The organism is Mesorhizobium sp. IMUNJ 23033 (genome assembly GCF_044778005.1).
GTDB lineage: Bacteria > Pseudomonadota > Alphaproteobacteria > Rhizobiales > Rhizobiaceae > Mesorhizobium > Mesorhizobium amorphae_A.
On record NZ_JBJACT010000038.1, the window covers coordinates 1 to 18,784 of the forward strand.

Genomic DNA, 18,784 nt, shown 5'->3' on the forward strand with positions numbered 1-18,784 from the left:
GATGCGCTGCCATTGCCGCTGGCTCAGTTCGTAGCGCGACACCATCCATTGTCCTCCAGATCGAATCTGGAAGCCTATGAATCATGCATCAACGCAATTTTGAATCCTGAATGTCGATTGGTCCTAGGCCGCCAGCCGGGTTCGGCCATCTCGAAGGCGGCGAAGTCGAAGCCCGGCGCCACGGTGCAGCCGACCAGCGTCCATTCGCCAAGGCTGCGCGCCGATTGCCACCAGCCGGCGGGCACCACGATCTGCGGCCGCTCGCCCGCCGCAAGGGCGGTGCCGAGCACCTGCTCGATGACGGTGCCGCCTTCCTCCTGCATGGACAGCGCCAGCGGCGCGCCGGCATAGAAATGCCAGACCTCGGCCGCATCCTTGACCCGGTGCCAGGCCGATAGCTGACCCTCTTCCAGAAGGAAATAGATCGCGGTCGAGTGGCCGCGCGTGCCTTCCGCGCCATCGCGAAAGGTCTCGGCATACCAGCCGCCTTCCGGATGCGACTTCAGGCCGAGCGTGGCGATGATTTCGGCGGCACTTGTCATCGGCTGCAGGCTAGCACCGCGCTCAGAAATTGTCCTTGCGCTTGCGGATTTCGGCGAACACGTCGGCGTCGGTGGCCTTCTCCATGCCGAGATGCTTGCGGATTGCCGGGTCGTGCCAGCGCAGGAACGGATTGGTCGACAATTCCTCGCCGATCGTCGTCGGCAGTGTCGGCTTGCCGTCGGCGCGCAGCGCCTCGATCCGGGCGGCGCGCTCCTTCAGGGCGGAATTGGTCGGGTCGACGGTCAGCGCGAAGCGGGCATTCGAAAGCGTGTATTCATGGCCGCAATAGATGACCGTCTCAGCGGGAAGTGCCGCCAGCTTCTTCAGCGAGTCATACATCACCGGCGGCTTGCATTCGAACAGCCGGCCGCAGCCCAACGCAAACAGCGTGTCGGCGGTGAACGCCACCTTCGAGGCCGGCAAATGGTAGGAGACATGGCCGGCCGTGTGGCCGGGCGTGGCGATCACGTCGATCCGTTCGTCGCCGAGATGGACGACCGAGCCTTCTTCGACCGTCTCGTCGATGCCGGGGATCTTCGCCTGTTCCGCTTCCGGGCCGACGATGCGCAGCTTGAAACGCTCTTTTAGCGCCAGGTTGGCCTCGACATGATCGACATGGTGGTGGGTGGTCAGGATCATCGTCGGCGTCCAGCCGGTGCGCTGGATCGCGGCCAGGATCGGCGCCTCTTCGGGCGCGTCGATGATCGCGGTCTGGCCGCTTTTTGGGTCGTGCACCAAAACGCCGAAATTGTCGCTGCGGCACATGAACTGTTCGATTTCGACCGGCATCGCATCTCTCCATTTGTCGCCGCAGACATAGGGCGCTTGCCGGCCAATGTCATCTGGAATTGAGCTTTGTTGAACTCGGCGGATATCGCGGCTACCGTCCCGGCCATGCATTCCGATATCGTCGATCTCCGTTCCTTCTATTCGACCACGCTCGGCCGGCTTGCCGAACACTCGATCACCATGGCGCTGTCCTCGATATGGGCCGCGGTGCCGAATGAGCGGCTCGTCGGCCTCGGCTACACCTTGCCGTGGCTGGAGCGGTTCGGCGCCGATGCCGAGCGCGTCTTTGCCTTCATGCCGGCAACGCAGGGCGCGGTGGTCTGGCCGGCGACGGGTCCGACGGCGACGGCACTGGTCTTCGACGAGGAATTGCCGCTGGTCGATTCCTGCATCGACCGCATGCTGCTCGTCCATTCGCTCGAGCATGTCGAGAACCCGCGCGAGACGCTGAACGAGATCTGGCGGGTGCTGTCGCCAGCCGGCCGCGTCGTCATCGTCGTGCCCAACCGCCGCGGCGTCTGGGCGCGTTTCGAGCATACGCCGTTCGGCAATGGCCGGCCGTTCTCGCGCGGCCAGCTCACCGAATTGCTGCGCGAGGCGCATTTCACCCCGGCGGCATGGTCCGACGCGCTGTTCTTTCCGCCGTCGCCCCGGCGCTTCATGATGCGGTTCCACAATGTGCTGGAGCGCGCCGGCCGGCGGTTCTGGCCGATTTTTTCCGGTGTCATCGTGGTCGAGGCGCAGAAGCGGCTTTATCAGGGTGTACCGGTCGCCCAGCGTGCATCGCGCCGCGTCTTCGTGCCGGTGCTCTCGCCGCAAGGCGCGACCAGGCTCGGCCGGTCGCGCGGCGGTGAGGCGGCTTCCCCGGGCGGGTGACGCGTTCGTGATCGGACCCGGGCTTTGTCACTCCCTATCTGTCGAGTGCGGTGCCGCCGCCTGAACATGGCCGGTCATGGTTCTGATCGGCTCCACCACTCTTCCGAATGCAGGGATATCGCGCATGGCGGATCAAGCGGATGTCATAGCCGGTGCGGGACAGGCCGCCGTGTCGGTCGAAGCCAGCAGCCTCGGCGACCAGTTGAAGACGATCCGGCAGGCGCTGAAGACCTCGCCGGTACGCAAGCCACTCGTCTGGGCCTCGATCGGCATCGTGGCCGTCATTGTCGCGACCGCGATCGGGCAGGTTCTGCTCAACCGCTGGAACCAGCCCTTCTACGATGCGCTGGCGCGGCGCGACATGCAGGGCTTCCTGCACCAGCTTCTCGTCTTTGCCGAAATTGCCGGCGGGTTGCTGGTGCTCAACGTCGGCCAGACCTGGCTCAACCAGACGATCCGGCTGAAGCTGCGACAGGCGCTGACACTTGACCTGATCGATGAATGGATGCGGCCGGCGCGCGCCTTCCGGCTGGCGCATGCGGGTGCCATCGGCGTCAATCCCGACCAGCGCATGCAGCAGGACGCCGCGCATTTGTCCGATCTGTCGACCGATCTCGGTGTCGGCCTGCTGCAGTCCTTCATCCTGCTTGTGTCCTTCATCGGTGTCTTGTGGACGCTGTCCTCGGGCTTCGTCTTCCACATAGGCGGCCGTTCGCTAGCGATACCGGGTTACATGGTGTGGGCGGCGATCCTCTATGCCGGCATCGCCTCATGGCTGAGCTGGCTGGTCGGACGGCCGCTGATCCGCTTCAACAGCGATCGCTACACGCGCGAGGCGGAACTCAGGTTCTCGATGGTTCGCGTCAACGAAAATGTCGACGCCATCGCGCTGGCGCATGGCGAGGCTGACGCCAGGCGGCAACTCGAGCTCGATCTTGGCACGGTGCTCGGCGCCATGAAGCGCATCTACAGCGCGCAGATCAACCTGTCCTGGGTCACCGACACCTATGGCTGGATCACCGTGGTGGCGCCGATCCTGGTCGCGTCGCCGGTCTATTTCGCCGGCGATATCAGCTTCGGCGGGCTGATGATGGCGGTCGGCGCCTTCAACCAGGTGCATTCCTCGCTGCGCTGGTTCATCAACAACATCGGCGGCATCGCCGACTGGCGGGCGACGCTGATGCGCGTCGCCGATTTCCGCATCGCGCTTGGCGAAACCGACATCCTCCACGACAAGGAAAAGCGCATCGTCTTCGGCGAAAACCCGGATGGCAAGCTGAGCTTCGAGCGGCTCGAGGTCGCTTCGCCGGATGGGTGCACAAAGCTCGCCGAGCCGCATGTCGAGATCCACCCCGGCGAGCGCGTCATGATCACCGGCGACCCGCGCGCCGGCAAGACGCTGTTCTTTCGCGCCATTGCCGGCCTCTGGCCATGGGGCAGCGGGCGGATCGGCATGCCGGCCGGCGAGGCGCCGATCTTCGTTCCGCGAACCCCTTATTTCCCGCTCGGCACGCTGCGCGAGGTGCTCAACCATACCAATGGCACGGCACCGGTCGAGGATGCCGAGATCGCGGCGGTGCTGGCCGAGGCCGGTCTCGAGCGGCTTGCATCCTCGCTCGACCGCTCGGCGCGCTGGGAGCATGAGCTGGCCGATGAAGAGCAGCGTCTGCTGGCTATTGCCAGGCTTGCGCTCAGGCGACCGAAATGGGTGATCATCGATGAGGCGCTGGATACGTTCGACGGCGCGACGCTGAGGCAGGTGCTGTCGATGCTGGCGCGGCGCCTGCCCGACGCCGCCATCCTCAATATCGGCCGCGGCCAGCACAACAACCAGTTCTTCCCGCGCTCGCTGACGATCGTGAAGGATACCGGCGGATCGGCGCTCAAGCCGGCCCGCGTCAGAGCCGGCGCCATCGAGCCGCCGCCGCCCGCCGCAAGGCGGAAGAAGTAGGCTCGCCGAAGACGCAATCCGGTAAGCTTTATTTTGCCGCGATCGCGGTGAAAATTGTCCGCATCACTCGGACGCACGCAGCCATGCTCGACATGCTCAGCCTGCTTGCCTGTTTCGCCTGTACCCAGGCAGCACCCCTGCCTGTGCCGGCCGACGCGATTGCCGTGGATGTCGAACTGGTGCTGGCCGTCGACATCTCGCTGTCGATGAACGAGAAGGAGTTCGCCCTGCAGCGTGCCGGCTATGTCGAGGCGCTCAGGCATCCGGATTTCATCAAGGCGGTGCGTTCGGGCACGAACGGGCGCATTGCGCTGACCTATTTCGAGTGGGCGGGCACCGTCCGCGACGACGCCATCCTCGCCTGGCAGATCATCGACGGCAGCGACAGCGCCAACGCCTTCGCCGACAGGATCGCGGCCCGCCCGTTCCGCAGCTTTCGCGGCACCTCGATTTCCGGCGCACTTGCCTTCGGCGCCGATCTCTTCGAAAAGACCGTCTTCGCTGGCGCGCGGCGCGTTATCGACATTTCAGGCGACGGCCCCAACAATATCGGCCCGCCGGTCACCGCGACGCGCGATGCGGCGCTGGCAAAGGGCATCGTCATCAACGGCCTGCCGATCCTGATCAGCCCTTCGCCGACCTTCAGCCATCTCGACAGCTATTATGAGCAATGCGTCACCGGCGGCCCTGGGTCCTTCGTGCTGCCGATCTACGCAGCTTCAGAATTTTCGACCGCCATTCGGCGCAAGCTCATCCTCGAAGTGAGCGGCATAGCCAACGCGACGACAGTCCGGATCGACGCCGCGCCTCCCATCGACTGCCTGCAGGGCGAGCGCGACCGGCGGTTTTTTTCAGACCCGTATTTTCCGGAACTCGATCGATGAACCCGGAACTCGATCGATGAACCTTGAGCTTTCCCGAACCTCCGGTTCGGGGTGGTTCAGGCCGGCCGCGTGCCGTATTTCTCGCGGAACTCATCGTAGAGATCGCGGCGCCAGCGCCGGCCACCGACATAGCCGCGCAACAGCTGCGGCAGCGAGTAGCCCAGCGCTTTCGACGACCGGTTGGCCAGATAGCCGGCGAATGCCTGGGAAACCCTGCCTTTCATCGCATCGGCGATGATCTGGCGCGCGATCATGTAGGGCGGGACGTCGGGATAGCGATCGGCGATGTAAGGGTGTTTGTCGATCAGGTTTGCGTAGGCTTCGACATAACCGTCGCGGCGGCCGGAGATCGAATTCTCCGAATTATACTTCTTCCAGTCGATGTCCTCGGACAGCAGCGCCCCGCTGCGGCGGGCAAATCGCAGCAGCAATTCGCGATCCTGCATGCGCGCGATGTCGCTGTCGTAACCGCCGATCGCCAGCAGGGATTCGCGGCGGGCGGTAATCGCCGAGCCGGCGATGAAGATCGTCTGCCCGACCAGCGCCTTCTCCAGCGAACTGCGGGTCAGGAACGCTTCGCGATTGACGCATTTGGTGCTGCGGCCGCCTTTCACCGAGACGAACGAGCTGATGAGGATTTCCAGCGACGGGTTCTCGTCGAAACGCGCCAGCGTCCGCTCCAGCCGGTCCGGCAGGTAGACATCGTCCGAATCAAGGAAGGCCACGATCGGCGCGCGCGCACGCTCGATGCCGGCGTTGCGGGCAGCGTTGGCGCCGCGCCATTTCGCACCGACATAGACCAGCCGTGGATCGCGGATGGCGGCAAGGGCCGCGGCCGTGGCGTCAGTCGAGCCGTCATCGACAACGATGTGCTCAAACTGGGTAAGGCTTTGCGCCAGCACGCTTTCCACCGCGCGCACCACCTGGTCGCGACGATTGTGGGTCGGCGTGATCACCGTGATAAGGGGGGCCGGGTCGATGGTTTTGCCCATGCGGCTATGCCCCGGGTTCTGCGATGTGCGGATAGATTTGATGGCCGCCTTCCATACCACCCCGGGATTGCGTTCGATTCGACCGTACAAAAAAGAAAAGCCTGTGTCATCCCGACTGTCGGCAGGCAAGCCGTGCGCCCGTCGAATTTCACAAGCCGCGCCTGAACTGCAACACCGTCTGCTGGCTGGCAAGCTCATCCGGAAGGAATGAGAGTCGATTCAACTGCCCGCCTAGGGAAATAGCTGCCGCTATTACCTGTCACGTAATCGACCTGCCTACCGCATGTCGGCAAGACTGCCGCGGTTGCAAAAGAGGAGTTCAGCCATGACCGCTTACGCCGTTGCCCATATGCGCCAGGCCACATTGGGACCTGAGATTGTCGAATATCTGCACAAGATCGACGCCACGCTGGAACCCTTCGGCGGCCGCTTCCTGGTGCATGGCGGTGCGGTAGAGGTCGTCGAGAATACCTGGCCGGGACATCTGATCGTCATCGAATTCCCCGACCGTGACCATGTACGCCGGTGGTATAACTCGCCCGCCTATCAGGCGATCCTGGCGCTGCGCACCGAAAACTCGCAGTCCGACGTCATCTTCGTCGACGGCGTCGAGCATCCCCACAAGGCCACCGACGTTCTGGAATAGCTGCGTGGCCGGCAGCTGGCCAAGATCATCGCTTCAGCAGGAACACCGCCTGCTGGCCGAAGAAATTCCAGAACCACCACGGCATCGACAGGCCGATCTTCTGGCCGTTGGCGTCGAGAGCGGTCGCCCTTTCCACCGTGGCGCCGAGCTCCTCGCACAGATTGACGAAGTCGCGGATGGTGCAGAAATGGATGTTTGGCGTGTCGTACCAGGAATAGGGCAGGTCCTTGGTCACCGGCATCCGCCCCTTGACGAACAGCGACAGCCGCACCCGCCAGTGGCCGAAATTTGGAAAGGAGACGATGGCGCGGTTGCCAATCCGCAGCAACTCGTCGAGCACCAGCTTCGGGTTGCGGGTGGCCTGCAGGGTCTGCGACAGGACGACGAAATCAAAACCCTTGTCGGGATAGAATTCGAGGTCCGTGTCGGCGTCGCCCTGGATGACGCTGAGGCCGCGCGCCACGCATTCGTTGACGCCGCGCTGCGACAGTTCCAGGCCGCGGCCGTCGATCTGCTTGGTCGCCTGCAGCAATTCGAGCAGCAGGCCGTCGCCGGAGCCGACGTCCAGCACCCGCGACCGCGCCGGGATGAGACCGGCGACGACTTCGAGGTCGACGCGCTGGGCGCGATTTACACTCATGGCTTCGCCTCCTGCCTGGCGCATGATTCCGGTCCGAAAAGTCTGCAACTTTTCGGGGTCATGCGCTGAGCCCTCGCGCTCGCGCGGCCGAGCCGATGAAGCCGTTGATGGCGGCGAACAGTTCCGGTTCCTCGAGCAGGAAGGCGTCGTGGCCGCGGTCGGTGTCGATCTCGACGAAGGAGACGGAGGCACCGGCGGCGTTCAGCGCGTGCACGATCGAGCGGCTCTCCTCGGTTGGGAACAGCCAATCGCTCGTGAAGGACACCAGGCAGAAGCGCGTCTTCGTTCCGGCAAAAGCATCGGCCAGCCGTCCGCCATGGTCGGCGGCGAGGTCGAAATAATCCATGGAACGGGTCATGTAGAGGTAGGAGTTGGCGTCGAAGCGATCGACGAAAGTCATGCCCTGATGGCGCAGGTAGCTCTCGATCTGGAAATCGGCGTCGAAGCCGAAGGTCAGCGCCTCGCGGTCCTGCAGATTGCGGCCGAACTTGCGGTGAAGTGCTGCTTCCGACAGATAGGTGATGTGCGCGGCCATGCGCGCCACCGCGAGCCCCTTTTCCGGGCGCTTGCCATGCTCGAAATATTTGCCGCCATGCCAGTCCGGGTCGGCCATCACGGCTTGCCGACCGACCTCGTGGAAGGCGATGTTCTGCGAGGAATGGCGGGCGCCGGTGGCGATCGGCAGCGCCGAGAAGACGCGCTCGGTATAGGTCGAGGCCCATTCCAACACCTGCATGCCGCCCATCGAGCCGCCGAGCACGCAAAACAGTTTTTCGATGCCGAAATGGTCGACCAGCATAAGCTGTGCCCGCACCATGTCGCGGATGGTGATGATCGGCAGGTCGAGCCCGTAGGGCTTGCCGGTGGCCGGATTGGTCGAGGCGGGGCCGGTGGAACCTAGGCAGCCGCCGAGGACGTTGGAGCAGATGACGAAGAAACGGTTGGTGTCGATGATCCTGCCGGGGCCGATCAGCGCCTCCCACCAGCCCGGCTTGCCGGTCACCGGATTGGTGCTGGCGACATGCTGGTCGCCGGTCAGCGCATGACAGACGAGGATGGCGTTGGAGCGCGCGTCGTTCAGCGTACCGTAGGTCTGGTAGGCGATCTGGAACGGCGACAAAAGCGTGCCGGCGTCGAGCTTCAGCGGCTTGTCGGCGCCGAACCGCAACACCGGGCTCGACGGTGCGTCGATCTCGTTGTTGGTTCTTCCAGGGCGCGGAACGGCCATCATATCGCTCTTGCAGTACGCATCGTCCGGCCGGCGGCGGACAATAAAAAAACCGGCAATGCCTTCGCAAAGCCGGTTACAGGATGCAAACGGCCCTTTAGCGAGTTGTTTAACGTGGCTGCAAGCCGACCGGCCAAATCACCACGGAACTGTCACATTCTTCTAGAACTCGCGCGCCTTGCCGTCAACGGCCGGCCACTCGCGCCACTGCCGGCTCTCGACATTCCGGGCCACGGCTAGTATTTCCGCTGCGGCTTCCGGCGGAAGAAATCTCGATGGATTTGTTAGACATGAACAAGAGACCGGATCAGGCACGGCCAACGCCCCGCGCGGGGATCATGGACATCGACGCCTATGTGCCAGGCAAGAGCACGGCGCCGGCCGGTGTTGCCAAGGTCTACAAACTGTCGTCGAACGAGAACCCGCTCGGCCCATCGCCGAAGGCGATCGAGGCCGCGCGCGAAGTCGCGGCAAAGCTCGACGTCTATCCCGACGGCACCGCCAGGCGGCTGCGCGAGGCGATCGCCGAGGTGCATGGACTGAATGCGGCGAACATCATCTGCTCCAACGGCTCCGACGAGATTTTGGGCCTGCTGGCACAGACCTACCTGGCGCCTGGCGATGAAGCTGTTTTTACCGAACACGCCTTCATGGTCTACAAGATCTACATCCAGTCGGCCGGTGCAACACCGGTCGCGGTCAAGGAAACCGACGAGCGCGCCGACATCGATGCGATACTGGCGGCGGTGACGCCGCGCACAAAGATCGTGTTCCTCGCCAATCCCAACAACCCGACCGGCACCTATGTGCCATTCCAGGAAGTGCGGCGCCTGCATGCCAGCCTGCCGAAAAACGTGCTTCTGGTGCTCGACGCGGCTTACGCCGAATATGTGCGCCGCAACGACTATGAAGCCGGCATCGAGTTGGCGGGCAGCGCCGAGAACGTGGTCATGACCCGTACCTTCTCCAAGCTCGGCCTTGGCGGGGCGCGGATCGGCTGGATGTATGGTCCGATGCACATTGTCGATGCGATCAACCGCATTCGCGGCCCCTTCAACGTCAATGCCACGGCGATCGAGGCCGGCATCGCCGCCATCCGCGACCGCGGCCATATCGAGCGCAGCGTGGTGCATAACGAGAAATGGCTGACATGGCTGAGCGAGGAACTGACAAAGCTCGGGCTCAGGGTAACGCCGAGCGTCGGCAATTTCCTGCTGATCCACTTTCCCGACGACAAGAAGCATTCGGCTGCGGCCGCGGACGACTATCTTACGGCGCGCGGCTTCATCTTGCGGCGCGTTTCCGGCTACGGCTTTCCCAATGCACTGCGCATGAGCATCGGCACCGAAGAAGCCAATCGCGGCGTCATCGACGCCCTGACGACATTCCTGAAAAGCTAGAACGCCATGACATCACCGCTGTTCGAAAAAGTCGCGCTGGTCGGCATCGGCCTGATCGGCTCGTCGCTGGCCCGCGTCATCCGCCGCGAGGGGCTGGCCGGCCATGTCGCCATCGCGACGCGCAGCCCGACTACACTGGCGCGGGCGCAGGAACTCGGCCTCGGCGATTCCTACACCACCGATGCGAAGGAAGGGGTGCGCGATGCCGATCTGGTCATCGTCTCGGTGCCGGTCGGCTCCTCCGGCGCGATCGCCGAAGAAATCGCGCCAGCACTGAAGAAGGGCGCCATCCTCACTGATGTCGGCTCGACCAAGGCCTCCGTCATCGCGCAGATGCATCCGCATGTGCCGGAGGGGGTCCATTTCATTCCCGGCCATCCGCTCGCCGGCACGGAAAAATCCGGGCCGGACGCCGGTTTCGCCGACCTCTTCGACAATCGCTGGTGCATCTTTACACCGGTTCCAGGTACTGATCCGGCTGCATTGGAAAAGCTGTCGGAGTTCTGGCGGCGCTGCGGCTCCAACATCGATACGATGGACCCGCAGCATCACGACATGACTTTGGCCATCGTCTCGCATTTGCCTCATATCATCGCCTACAACATCGTCGGCACCGCGGACGATTTGCAGTCGGTGACCAAATCCGAAGTCATCAAGTATTCGGCTTCCGGCTTTCGCGATTTCACCCGTCTCGCCGCCTCCGACCCGACAATGTGGCGCGACGTCTGCCTGCACAACAAGGACGCCATCCTCGAAATGCTGGCGCGGTTCTCGGAGGATCTTGCCTCGCTGCAGCGGGCGATCCGCTGGGGCGACGGCGAAAAGCTGTTCGACCTGTTCACCCGCACCCGTGCCGTGCGCCGCTCGATCATCGAGGCCGGCCAGGACATCGACGTGCCGGATTTCGGCCGGCAGGCGGTTGAGCACCCGGCCAAGGGGTAAGGTCAATTGATATTCAGGTGAGGCCGGCCTGCAAATGGCGGTCTCCTGCGCTTCCGGTGCTCACGTACTTCAAGTACGCTCCGCTCCGGTTCTCGGAAACCAACATTTTCGGCTCGGCCTGACCAGAGTCTCAACGGACCTTGGTTGAGGCTATCATGACGCAGGCCAGTGGGCCGCCATCATCGCCAGCGTCTCGGCCCGGTCCGGCGCGCCCAGCCGACCGCCGAAGCGCTGGCATTTGAGCGCGGCGGCAGCGCTGGCAAAGCGCAAGGCCTGCTCGGGAGGCATCGCCTCCGCCATGCCGACGGCAAAGGCGCCGTGAAACACGTCGCCGGCGGCGAGCGTGTCCACCGCCTTGATCCTCGGCGCCGCGACATGGCGCACGCAGCCGGTCGAATGGTCATGCCACCAGCTTCCCTGTGCTCCGCCGGTAACCGCGACAAAGGCATCGGTACGGCTGGCGAGATCGGCGCAGGCGGTCTCCGGATCCAGCGCCTGGCCGCAGACGATGCGTGCCGCCGGCTCCGAGGCGACGATGTGCGTGGCTAAAGGCAACAGCTGTTCCAGCACCTCCAGCGGCGCGGTGTCGGCATCGAGGATCGCCGGACGGCCCATCGCCCGCGCCGAGGTCAGGGCCAGTGCGGCGGCGCCCGGCCAGCGCACGTCGACCAGCACGGCGTCGAAGCCGGAAAGATCGGCGGGCAATTTCTCGGGATCGGCCTGCGCCTTCGGGTCGTAAAAGGGAACGATGATGCGTTCGCCATGGGCGTCGACCAGGATCGCGGCCAGTGCCGAACGCGCGCCGTTGACGCGCCGGACAAAGCCGCAGTCGACACCTTCGGCCTCGATGCCGGCAATGAGTTGGTCGGCGACGGCATCGTCACCCGCACTTGCCCACAGCGAGACATCGGCGCCGAGCCGCTGCGCGGCGCAAGCAGCACTGGTAGCCATGCCCGAGGCCATCTGGGCAGCGTCGGAGGCGATAAACTTGCCCTGATGCATGGGCAGCGTGTCGAGACGAAGGATGGTGTCCAGCGTCAGCGCGCCAACGCTCAGGAGCCTTACCGGTCTGCTCATTCGTTGTTCCTAATCGACCGGCTTGATCTTGCCCAGCGGAATGAAGCCGAGCGATGCCTTGCCCTTGACGATCCTGAGCGGCATCGACGGTTCGTTGCCGAGCATCGCCAGGCCGGCAAAGCCTTGCTCGATCTCACTCTTGCGCTCGGGGATGGCGGCGCCGAGGATTGCCGCCACCGCCTTGGGATCTTTCAGCCTGATCGTCAGATCGGCATCGATCAGGCCCTCGGCATCGACCGACAGAGGCCCGGAGACGGTAACGCGCGCCGTGCCTGACGAGAGGTCCAGCTTGGCGATGTCGACGGCCTGGCCGCGCAGGCTCTTTACCTGCTTTCCGATCAGCGCGACGCCGTTCTTTAGCGTCGCCTCGCCGCTGCCGTCGAGCGCCGGCAGTACGCGGCCGCCGATGGCGTTGGCGTCGATCTCGAGATCGCCGACGCTTCCAGTGTAGGCGATGTCCTGGCCATCGGGCTGCAATTGCCCCGCCGCCGTCCCGGCGCTGAACAGCGAGACGGGATCCGTGTCGTCGGCTGGGTCGGTCTGGCCGGATAGGCCCTCGGCCTTCAGCGCAATGCGCCGCGGCAGCGGCCAGGAGAGCTTCACGTCTGCCCGCAGTCTGTCCCAGTCGATCCAGAGCGGTGTCATGCCCGGCACGGAGGTCCTGAGCGGCCCGCGCAGGTCGGCGACCGGCGACAGAGGCCGGGTGATCTGCGCGACGGCATTGAAGCTGCCGGTCGAGGCGGCGACATTCCTGGTGTCGTCCTCATAGGCCAGGGTGTCGCAAGAAACGGCAAAGCTGAACGGATAGCCGCTGACGGTCAGGTTGGAGCAACCGGCCTCGATGCCGTTGCCGTTGAGCGCGGCCACCGCCTTGTCGGCTTCGCTCCTGACGCGGTCGGCCAGATAGAACCAGCCGCCGCTGTAGATGGCGAACAGCACGGCGATGAAAGCGAAAAGCCAGAACAGCCGGCGGCGAAAGTTCGGCGGGCGCTCGTCACTTGACGTCATGCTGCAGCTTTCATTAACGCCGCCTGTTGCGGGTGGACTGTCGTTTACGCAACAAGCAGATAGACGGAAAAAGCACCGATTCCGATGCAGTGTCGTCACTCTCGTGCAATCAGGCTTGGCGATATGGGCGATTTTTGGGTTTTTGGCTATGGGTCGCTGATCTGGCGACCGGGATTCGCGCATGTCGAAACGCGGCGCGCCCGCCTTTACGGCTACCGCCGGTCGCTCTGCGTCTACTCCTTCGTGCATCGCGGAACGCGCGCGCGGCCGGGCCTTGTGCTCGGCCTCGACCGTGGCGGCTCCTGTGTCGGGCTGGCGTTTCGCGTGCCCGGCGAGCTGCGCGACGAGGTGCTCACCTATCTGCGGGAGCGCGAACTGGTGACGAGCGTCTACCTCGAACGGCAGCTCGATATCCGCCTCGACAAGAATGGCACGAGCGGGGGCGAGACGGTGAGCGCGGTCGCCTTTATCGTCGACCGCGCGCATGAGCAGTATGCCGGCGGGCTCGACGCGGCGCATGCGGCTGATATTGTCCGCGGCGCCGTCGGCCAGTCCGGCAGGAACGAGGATTATCTGCTCAGCACGCTGGAACATCTGGAGGCGCTGGGCATAAGCGACCACTGGCTGGAAGAGGTGGCCCGGCGCCTCGCGCCTTTGTGAAGCGCTGGCCCGCAGGAAAGAGCAGCCAGGCCTTTGACCTTGGCATGACGAGACCTAGCTTAGCTCCAGCCCCGAACCCTCGGGTTTTCGCCCGTCCCATACCAGCATCACGGAGCCAATCTTGCAGAAACGCCGTCTCGGTCGTACCGACCTTTCCATCGCGCCGCTGGTTCTGGGCGGCAATGTCTTTGGCTGGACCGCCGACGAAAAGACGTCCTTCGACTTGCTCGACCGCTTTGCCGGCGCCGGCCTCAACGCCATCGATACGGCGGACGCCTATTCGCGCTGGCATGCCGGCAACAAGGGCGGCGAATCCGAAACCATCATCGGCAAGTGGATGAAAAGCCGCGGCAACCGCGACGAGGTCATCGTCATCACCAAGGTCGGCTCGGACATGGGCCAGGGCAGGCGGGATCTCTCTGCTGCCTATATCGAAAAGGCGGTCGACCAGTCGCTGAAGCGGCTGCAGACCGATGTGATCGACCTCTATCTGTCGCATTGGCCGGATCCGGCGACGCCTTACGAGGAAACGCTCGGCGCCTACCAGAGCCTGCTCGCCAAGGGCAAGATCCGCCATGCCGGCTGCTCCAACCTCGATGCCGGCCAGTTGCGCGCGGCGCTGGACGTGGCAAGCTTGCGCAGCCTGCCGCGCTACGAAGTGCTGCAGCCTGCCTATAATCTCTACGACCGCTCATCCTTCGATGGTCCGCTGCGCAATCTCTGCCTCGCGGAGGACATTGGCGTCATCAGCTATTACGGTCTCGCCAAGGGGTTTCTGAGCGGCAAATACCGCAGCGAGGCCGACCTCGGCAAAAGCCAGCGCGGCGGAGGCGTCAAGGACTATCTCAATCCACGCGGCATGCGCATCCTGAGCGCACTCGATGCCGTGGCCGAGCGTCATTCGGCTACGCAGGCGGAGGTGGCGTTGGCCTGGGTGATGGCCCGGCCGGGCATCACCGCGCCGATCGCCAGCGCCACGACGCTCGCCCAGATGGACAGCCTGGTACGCGCCGCTTCGCTGAGGCTCGGCGTGGACGATATGGCCGCGCTGGACGAGGCGAGTGCATAGCCGCCGGCGGCCTTTCACCGACGCACGATCGTTCAAGACGCGCCGCGCTGCCTGTCATAGCGTTTTCGCATCGTGGCAAGATGCGGGAAGCCGAGATGGCCGGAGAGGTTCTTTCGCATACGCAGCAGTGGCAGCAATTGCTCGCATTGGTGCTGGCGGCAACCGTCGTCATGGGCAGTCCAGGCCCGGCGACGATCAGCGTCACCGCCGTAGGCGCCGCCTTCGGCCTGCGCGATTCGCTCCGTTACGCATCGGGGATCGTCATCGGCACGATCGCGGTGCTGCTGGTGGTGGCCACCGGCATCATGGCGGTGCTTGCCTCGATGCCGGGACTGGCGCCGCTGCTGGCGATCGCCTCGGCCGCCTACATCCTCTACCTTGCCTACAAAATAGCGACCGCGCCGCCGCTGACCGGGCGTGAAAGTGGCGCTGACCGTCCCACGTTCCTCGGCGGGTTCCTGCTCGCCGTCGCCAACCCGAAAGCCTATGTGGCGATTGCCGCCGTGCTCGCCGGCGCTTCATCGGGAGCCGGGGATCTCGGCATCCCGGCCAGGCTGGCGGTCCTGGCCTTGATGATCGTCGCCATCCATGCGCTGTGGCTTCTCGCCGGGGCGGCCTTCGCCCGCTTCCTGCGTCAGCCGCTGGCTTCGCGCATCATCAATCTGGCGTTCGCGGCAACGCTGGTGCTGACCACAGCACTGGCGGCGTGGCCGTGAGCCGACCGGGCGGGATGGCTGGGGATCAGGCCTTCGCCTTGTTCGCCGCGCCGAGTTCTGCCAGCCGCTTGACTGCCGTCGGCGGCATCGGCGGCGGGTTTGGCGCGCGCGAGGCCTCAACAAGCATTTGGTCGCAGGCAGCTTCCGTCTCGCCGATCAGCCGCTCCATGAACTCTTCCCTGTCGAGCCCTGCGGGGATCGGCGGCAGGAAGCGCGCCTTTACGGTGCCGGGGTAGCGCAGGAACTTGCGGCGTGGCCAGTAGAGGCCAGCAACATGCGCCACGGGCACCACGGGGACGCCAAGCTGGGTGTAGAGCTCGACGATGCCATATTTGTAAGCCGGCTCGTCGCCCGGCGCGCGGCGCGTGCCTTCGGGATAAATGATCAGCTGGCGCGGATTGCGCGCCATCTCTTCCCTGGTCGCGGAGACCACCGCCTTCAGCGCCTTTGAGCGGCTGCCGCGATCGACCGGGATCATGCGCATCTTCATGATGTACCAGCCGAAGAAGGGGATCCAGGTCAGTTCCCGCTTCAGGATGTAGAGCGGGTCCTGCAAGAATGGGAAGAAGGCGATCGCGTCCCAGAACGACTGGTGCTTCGGCGCCAGGATGAACGAGCCCTCGGGCAGGTTTTCGAGGCCGGTGATCTCGCTCTTGGTGCCGGCGATCTTGTCGTAGAGCCACATGCAGGTGCCTGACCAGAATTTCGGCACGAACCAGGCACGATGGCGCGGCGAGAGGAAGTAATACGGGGTCCAAAGGACCATCTGGACGATCAGGTTGACGTAGAAGACGAGGTTGAACGCCAGCGAGCGGATGTAGAGCATGCGGGAAGGGCCCGGTGAGGAGGTGTGCGTTGGTTACACCAAGCGCGGGCAAAAAGGAAACGCGATGCCGGGAATGATCCCGGGCTTGCGCGCCATCTACCACATGATCTGCGTCAGGCGCTCCTTCAGACGCGGCGCGGCGAAGTCGAGGAATGCGCGCAGTTTTACCGGCAGCAGGCCCTGGCCGGCATGGACGAGGCTCACCGGCCATGGCTGCAACTCGAACTCCTGCAGGATGGGGCACAGCGTGCCGGAGCGGACCTCGGCGGCGATCTGGTAGGACAGCACCTTCGTCACCCCGACGCCGGCGATAGTGGCATCGATCGCGGCTTCCGCCGTATTGACCCGAAGCCGAGAGCGGACCGGAATGGCAAGTTCGCTTTTGCCGGCGACGAAGGTCCAGGCTGCGGGGGCGGAGAGGTTCTCGAAGGTGATGCAGCTGTGCGCCGCAAGGTCTTGCGGGGTTTGCGGCGTGCCGTGGGCGGCAAGATAAGCGGGGCTAGCGCAGACGACGCGGCGGATCGAACCGACGCGAATGGCGACCAGGCTCGAGACGGGCAGATCGCCGATGCGCACGGCAAGGTCGATATGCTCCTCGACCAACTGGGTGATCCGGTCGGCGAACGTCAGCCGGACTGCCACTTCGGGGTAAGCGGCGAGGAAGGCAGTGACGACCGGCAGGACATGCAGGCGGCCAAAGACGATCGGCGCGGTGATGATCAGTTCGCCGGTGGGCACGCTGTATTCGCCGGCGGCGCTGCGTTCGGTCTCGCCGAGGTCGTCCAGAATGCGGCGGCATGCGACCAAATAGGCCTGCCCGGCATCGGTCAGCGTCAACCGTCGCGTCGACCGGTTCAAAAGACGCGTCTTCAGATGTCTTTCCAGATCGGAGACCTTGCGGCTGACCGTCGCCAGCGGGATGCCGAAACGGCGCCCCGCCGCGGAAAGGCTGCCGGTCTCCACCGCGGCGACGAACAGCGACATGGCCTCGAGACGATCCATAATTCTCCCGAAAAATGGAAGTATGAGTTGCAGATATGCCATCTACATCCGAAAGATGGAAGGTTCTACCTGTCGTGGGCGATGACCACAGGTTCCCCGAGGAGGTTTCCCATGAATGCCCACACCTTCACCAGCGACGTCGCCTTCACACCGACCGTCAAGGCGATCCAGAGCCGCAAGGGTTCGCGCGATGCTTATGCCCGCGTCGAGGGGCGCGGCGGCTGGCAATCGGAAATCACCCCCGACCTTGCCGGCTTCATCGAGGCGCAGACCAGCATCTTCCTGGCGACGGCCAATGGCGAGGGCCAACCCTATATCCAGCATCGCGGCGGGCCGGCCGGGTTCCTGAAAGTGCTCGACGAGCGCACGGTCGGCTTTGCCGACTTCTCCGGCAACCGGCAATTCATCACCCAGGGCAATCTGAGCGACAATTCCCGGGCTTTCCTGTTCCTGATCGACTACGCCCGCAGGCAACGCATCAAGATCTGGGGCACGGCCCGCATCGTCGAGGACGACGTCGAGCTGATGGCGAAGCTGATGCCAGGGGATTACAAGGCGCGCCCCGAGCAGGTCATCCTGTTCACCGTTGCGGCCTGGGACGCCAATTGCCCGCAGCACATTCCGCAGCGCTTCGAGGCGGCCGACGTGGCAGCCGCGCTGGCCGAGCGCGACCGGCGCATAGAACGTCTTGAAGCGGAGATTGCCGGCCTGCGCGCCGCCTTGGGCACTGCTGCTGCAGAGAGATGACCGCCAGCAGCGCTCAGTTGTGCGCTGTCGCGGCTTGCGCCACCGCGATGCTGCCGGTCTGGCGAGCCGGCACGATGCCGCGGGCCAGCGCCAGCACATATTTGCTGTACTCGGTCAAAAGCACGCGCAGCGCTTCCGGCTTGGTCAGCCAGCCACCATTGCCGAGATTGGTGTTGACCACCGGGTAGGGTTCGAGCCTGGCGCCATGCAGCAACCGGCTCATCTCCAGCAGGCTGCGCGGCATGTGGTAGTTGTTGGTGACGAGGATGACGGTACCGTAGGCGTGGCTCTCCACCCATTTGGCGCTCTCCTCGGCGTTGCCGATCGTGTCGAGCGCGGCACGGTCGATGTCGACGCAGCAGGAAAACAGTGCCTTGTCGCCGCCGGTCGCGGCCTGGAGCTGGCGGCGGCTGGCCGAAGGGTGGACGCCGCTGATCAGCAGACGCTCGCCCTTGCCGGAGGCAAGCAGGTCCATCGCCGCGTCGAGGCGAGACTGCCCGCCGGTGAGCACGATGATGGCGTCGGCCTTGGCCGGATTGGCTGGCGTGGTCATATGGCTGACTGTGCTGGCGAACCAGCCGAAACCGCCGGTAAACAACGCGGCCAACACGAGAATGGAGAAAGCGGAGATGCGCAAGGCTCTTGCCAATCGGCTCGGCCAGCCCCGGGCATGCGAAAGGGAACCAACCACTGGCATCTGTCCAGCCGTTCCGGTTGAATCCCTCGCGTCCATCATCCTATGGTTAATCCTGAAATGTGGCCTTTGATAGGAAAAAATGCGCACATTG

At 64.4% G+C, this 18,784-nt stretch carries 20 protein-coding genes and 1 riboswitch; of the genes, 10 read left to right on the forward strand and 10 right to left on the reverse strand.

Annotated features, from left to right (window positions below; genetic code table 11):
* Positions 1 to 74 precede the first annotated feature (74 nt).
* Together ACFX5Q_RS30110 and gloB are read right to left on the reverse strand one after the other, a co-directional pair.
* Complete coding sequence (locus ACFX5Q_RS30110; protein WP_404283736.1) at positions 75 to 542, reverse strand: cupin domain-containing protein; 468 nt, start codon at positions 540 to 542, stop codon at positions 75 to 77.
* A gap of 22 nt (positions 543 to 564) precedes the next feature.
* On the reverse strand, positions 565 to 1,332 hold the full coding sequence (gene gloB / locus ACFX5Q_RS30115) for a hydroxyacylglutathione hydrolase (RefSeq protein ID WP_404283738.1): 768 nt from the start codon (positions 1,330 to 1,332) through the stop codon (positions 565 to 567).
* 105 nt (positions 1,333 to 1,437) lie between these two features.
* Between gloB and ACFX5Q_RS30120 the strand changes: the two genes are divergently transcribed.
* The 3 genes from ACFX5Q_RS30120 to ACFX5Q_RS30130 all read left to right on the forward strand — a co-directional run bounded on the left by ACFX5Q_RS30120 (position 1,438) and on the right by ACFX5Q_RS30130 (position 5,043).
* Entirely contained in the window at positions 1,438 to 2,208 is a 771-nt protein-coding gene (locus ACFX5Q_RS30120; protein ID WP_192182585.1) for a class I SAM-dependent methyltransferase, read from the forward strand.
* A gap of 124 nt (positions 2,209 to 2,332) precedes the next feature.
* A complete protein-coding gene (locus tag ACFX5Q_RS30125; protein ID WP_404283739.1) occupies positions 2,333 to 4,159 on the forward strand; it encodes an ABC transporter ATP-binding protein/permease in 1,827 nt (608 codons plus the stop codon).
* An 83-nt stretch (positions 4,160 to 4,242) separates the two neighbouring features.
* Positions 4,243 to 5,043, forward strand: coding sequence for a DUF1194 domain-containing protein (locus ACFX5Q_RS30130; protein WP_404283741.1), 801 nt, complete (start codon positions 4,243 to 4,245; stop codon positions 5,041 to 5,043).
* 56 nt (positions 5,044 to 5,099) lie between these two features.
* On the opposite strand, the gene ACFX5Q_RS30135 is transcribed toward ACFX5Q_RS30130, so the two are convergent.
* The gene (locus ACFX5Q_RS30135; protein ID WP_404283743.1) at positions 5,100 to 6,035 is read right to left on the reverse strand and encodes a glycosyltransferase family 2 protein; all 936 of its coding nucleotides are present in this window, start codon (positions 6,033 to 6,035) and stop codon (positions 5,100 to 5,102) included.
* Positions 6,036 to 6,360: 325 nt separating this feature from the next.
* Between ACFX5Q_RS30135 and ACFX5Q_RS30140 the strand changes: the two genes are divergently transcribed.
* Positions 6,361 to 6,681: a DUF1330 domain-containing protein gene (locus tag ACFX5Q_RS30140; protein ID WP_404283745.1), complete on the forward strand. Its 321-nt coding sequence runs from the start codon at positions 6,361 to 6,363 to the stop codon at positions 6,679 to 6,681.
* Positions 6,682 to 6,706: 25 nt separating this feature from the next.
* Here ACFX5Q_RS30140 and metW read toward each other — a convergent pair whose 3' ends face one another.
* Together metW and ACFX5Q_RS30150 are read right to left on the reverse strand one after the other, a co-directional pair.
* Entirely contained in the window at positions 6,707 to 7,321 is a 615-nt protein-coding gene (metW, locus tag ACFX5Q_RS30145; protein WP_006200229.1) for a methionine biosynthesis protein MetW, read from the reverse strand.
* Between the two features lie 58 nt (positions 7,322 to 7,379).
* A complete protein-coding gene (locus ACFX5Q_RS30150; RefSeq protein WP_404283747.1) occupies positions 7,380 to 8,549 on the reverse strand; it encodes a homoserine O-acetyltransferase in 1,170 nt (389 codons plus the stop codon).
* Between the two features lie 77 nt (positions 8,550 to 8,626).
* A riboswitch (SAM riboswitch) is annotated at positions 8,627 to 8,704 on the reverse strand.
* Between the two features lie 135 nt (positions 8,705 to 8,839).
* On the opposite strand from ACFX5Q_RS30150, the gene hisC reads away from it, so the two are divergent.
* Positions 8,840 to 9,949: a histidinol-phosphate transaminase gene (gene hisC, locus ACFX5Q_RS30155; protein WP_404283749.1), complete on the forward strand. Its 1,110-nt coding sequence runs from the start codon at positions 8,840 to 8,842 to the stop codon at positions 9,947 to 9,949.
* 6 nt (positions 9,950 to 9,955) lie between these two features.
* Complete coding sequence (locus ACFX5Q_RS30160; RefSeq protein WP_404283750.1) at positions 9,956 to 10,891, forward strand: prephenate/arogenate dehydrogenase family protein; 936 nt, start codon at positions 9,956 to 9,958, stop codon at positions 10,889 to 10,891.
* Positions 10,892 to 11,044: 153 nt separating this feature from the next.
* On the opposite strand, the gene ACFX5Q_RS30165 is transcribed toward ACFX5Q_RS30160, so the two are convergent.
* Positions 11,045 to 11,968: a sugar kinase gene (locus tag ACFX5Q_RS30165; RefSeq protein WP_404283751.1), complete on the reverse strand. Its 924-nt coding sequence runs from the start codon at positions 11,966 to 11,968 to the stop codon at positions 11,045 to 11,047.
* Between the two features lie 9 nt (positions 11,969 to 11,977).
* Positions 11,978 to 12,976 (reverse strand): DUF2125 domain-containing protein, encoded by a 999-nt coding sequence (locus tag ACFX5Q_RS30170; protein ID WP_404283752.1) that lies wholly within the window; start codon positions 12,974 to 12,976, stop codon positions 11,978 to 11,980.
* Between the two features lie 123 nt (positions 12,977 to 13,099).
* Between ACFX5Q_RS30170 and ACFX5Q_RS30175 the strand changes: the two genes are divergently transcribed.
* The 3 genes from ACFX5Q_RS30175 (at position 13,100) to ACFX5Q_RS30185 (ending at position 15,421) form a co-directional block, all read left to right on the forward strand.
* The gene (locus ACFX5Q_RS30175) at positions 13,100 to 13,636 is read left to right on the forward strand and encodes a gamma-glutamylcyclotransferase (RefSeq protein ID WP_404283753.1); all 537 of its coding nucleotides are present in this window, start codon (positions 13,100 to 13,102) and stop codon (positions 13,634 to 13,636) included.
* 121 nt (positions 13,637 to 13,757) lie between these two features.
* Positions 13,758 to 14,705 carry an aldo/keto reductase gene (locus ACFX5Q_RS30180; RefSeq protein WP_404283755.1) on the forward strand — a complete coding sequence of 316 codons (948 nt, stop codon included), beginning with the start codon at positions 13,758 to 13,760 and terminating at the stop codon, positions 14,703 to 14,705.
* 95 nt (positions 14,706 to 14,800) lie between these two features.
* Positions 14,801 to 15,421: a LysE family translocator gene (locus ACFX5Q_RS30185; protein WP_404283757.1), complete on the forward strand. Its 621-nt coding sequence runs from the start codon at positions 14,801 to 14,803 to the stop codon at positions 15,419 to 15,421.
* A gap of 25 nt (positions 15,422 to 15,446) precedes the next feature.
* On the opposite strand, the gene ACFX5Q_RS30190 is transcribed toward ACFX5Q_RS30185, so the two are convergent.
* The gene (locus ACFX5Q_RS30190; protein ID WP_404283758.1) at positions 15,447 to 16,247 is read right to left on the reverse strand and encodes a lysophospholipid acyltransferase family protein; all 801 of its coding nucleotides are present in this window, start codon (positions 16,245 to 16,247) and stop codon (positions 15,447 to 15,449) included.
* A 96-nt stretch (positions 16,248 to 16,343) separates the two neighbouring features.
* Complete coding sequence (locus ACFX5Q_RS30195; protein WP_404283760.1) at positions 16,344 to 17,249, reverse strand: LysR family transcriptional regulator; 906 nt, start codon at positions 17,247 to 17,249, stop codon at positions 16,344 to 16,346.
* 111 nt (positions 17,250 to 17,360) lie between these two features.
* On the opposite strand from ACFX5Q_RS30195, the gene ACFX5Q_RS30200 reads away from it, so the two are divergent.
* On the forward strand, positions 17,361 to 17,996 hold the full coding sequence (locus tag ACFX5Q_RS30200) for a pyridoxamine 5'-phosphate oxidase family protein (RefSeq protein ID WP_404283762.1): 636 nt from the start codon (positions 17,361 to 17,363) through the stop codon (positions 17,994 to 17,996).
* Positions 17,997 to 18,009: 13 nt separating this feature from the next.
* On the opposite strand, the gene ACFX5Q_RS30205 is transcribed toward ACFX5Q_RS30200, so the two are convergent.
* Positions 18,010 to 18,732 carry a YdcF family protein gene (locus ACFX5Q_RS30205; protein ID WP_404283763.1) on the reverse strand — a complete coding sequence of 241 codons (723 nt, stop codon included), beginning with the start codon at positions 18,730 to 18,732 and terminating at the stop codon, positions 18,010 to 18,012.
* Positions 18,733 to 18,784: the final 52 nt, after the last annotated feature.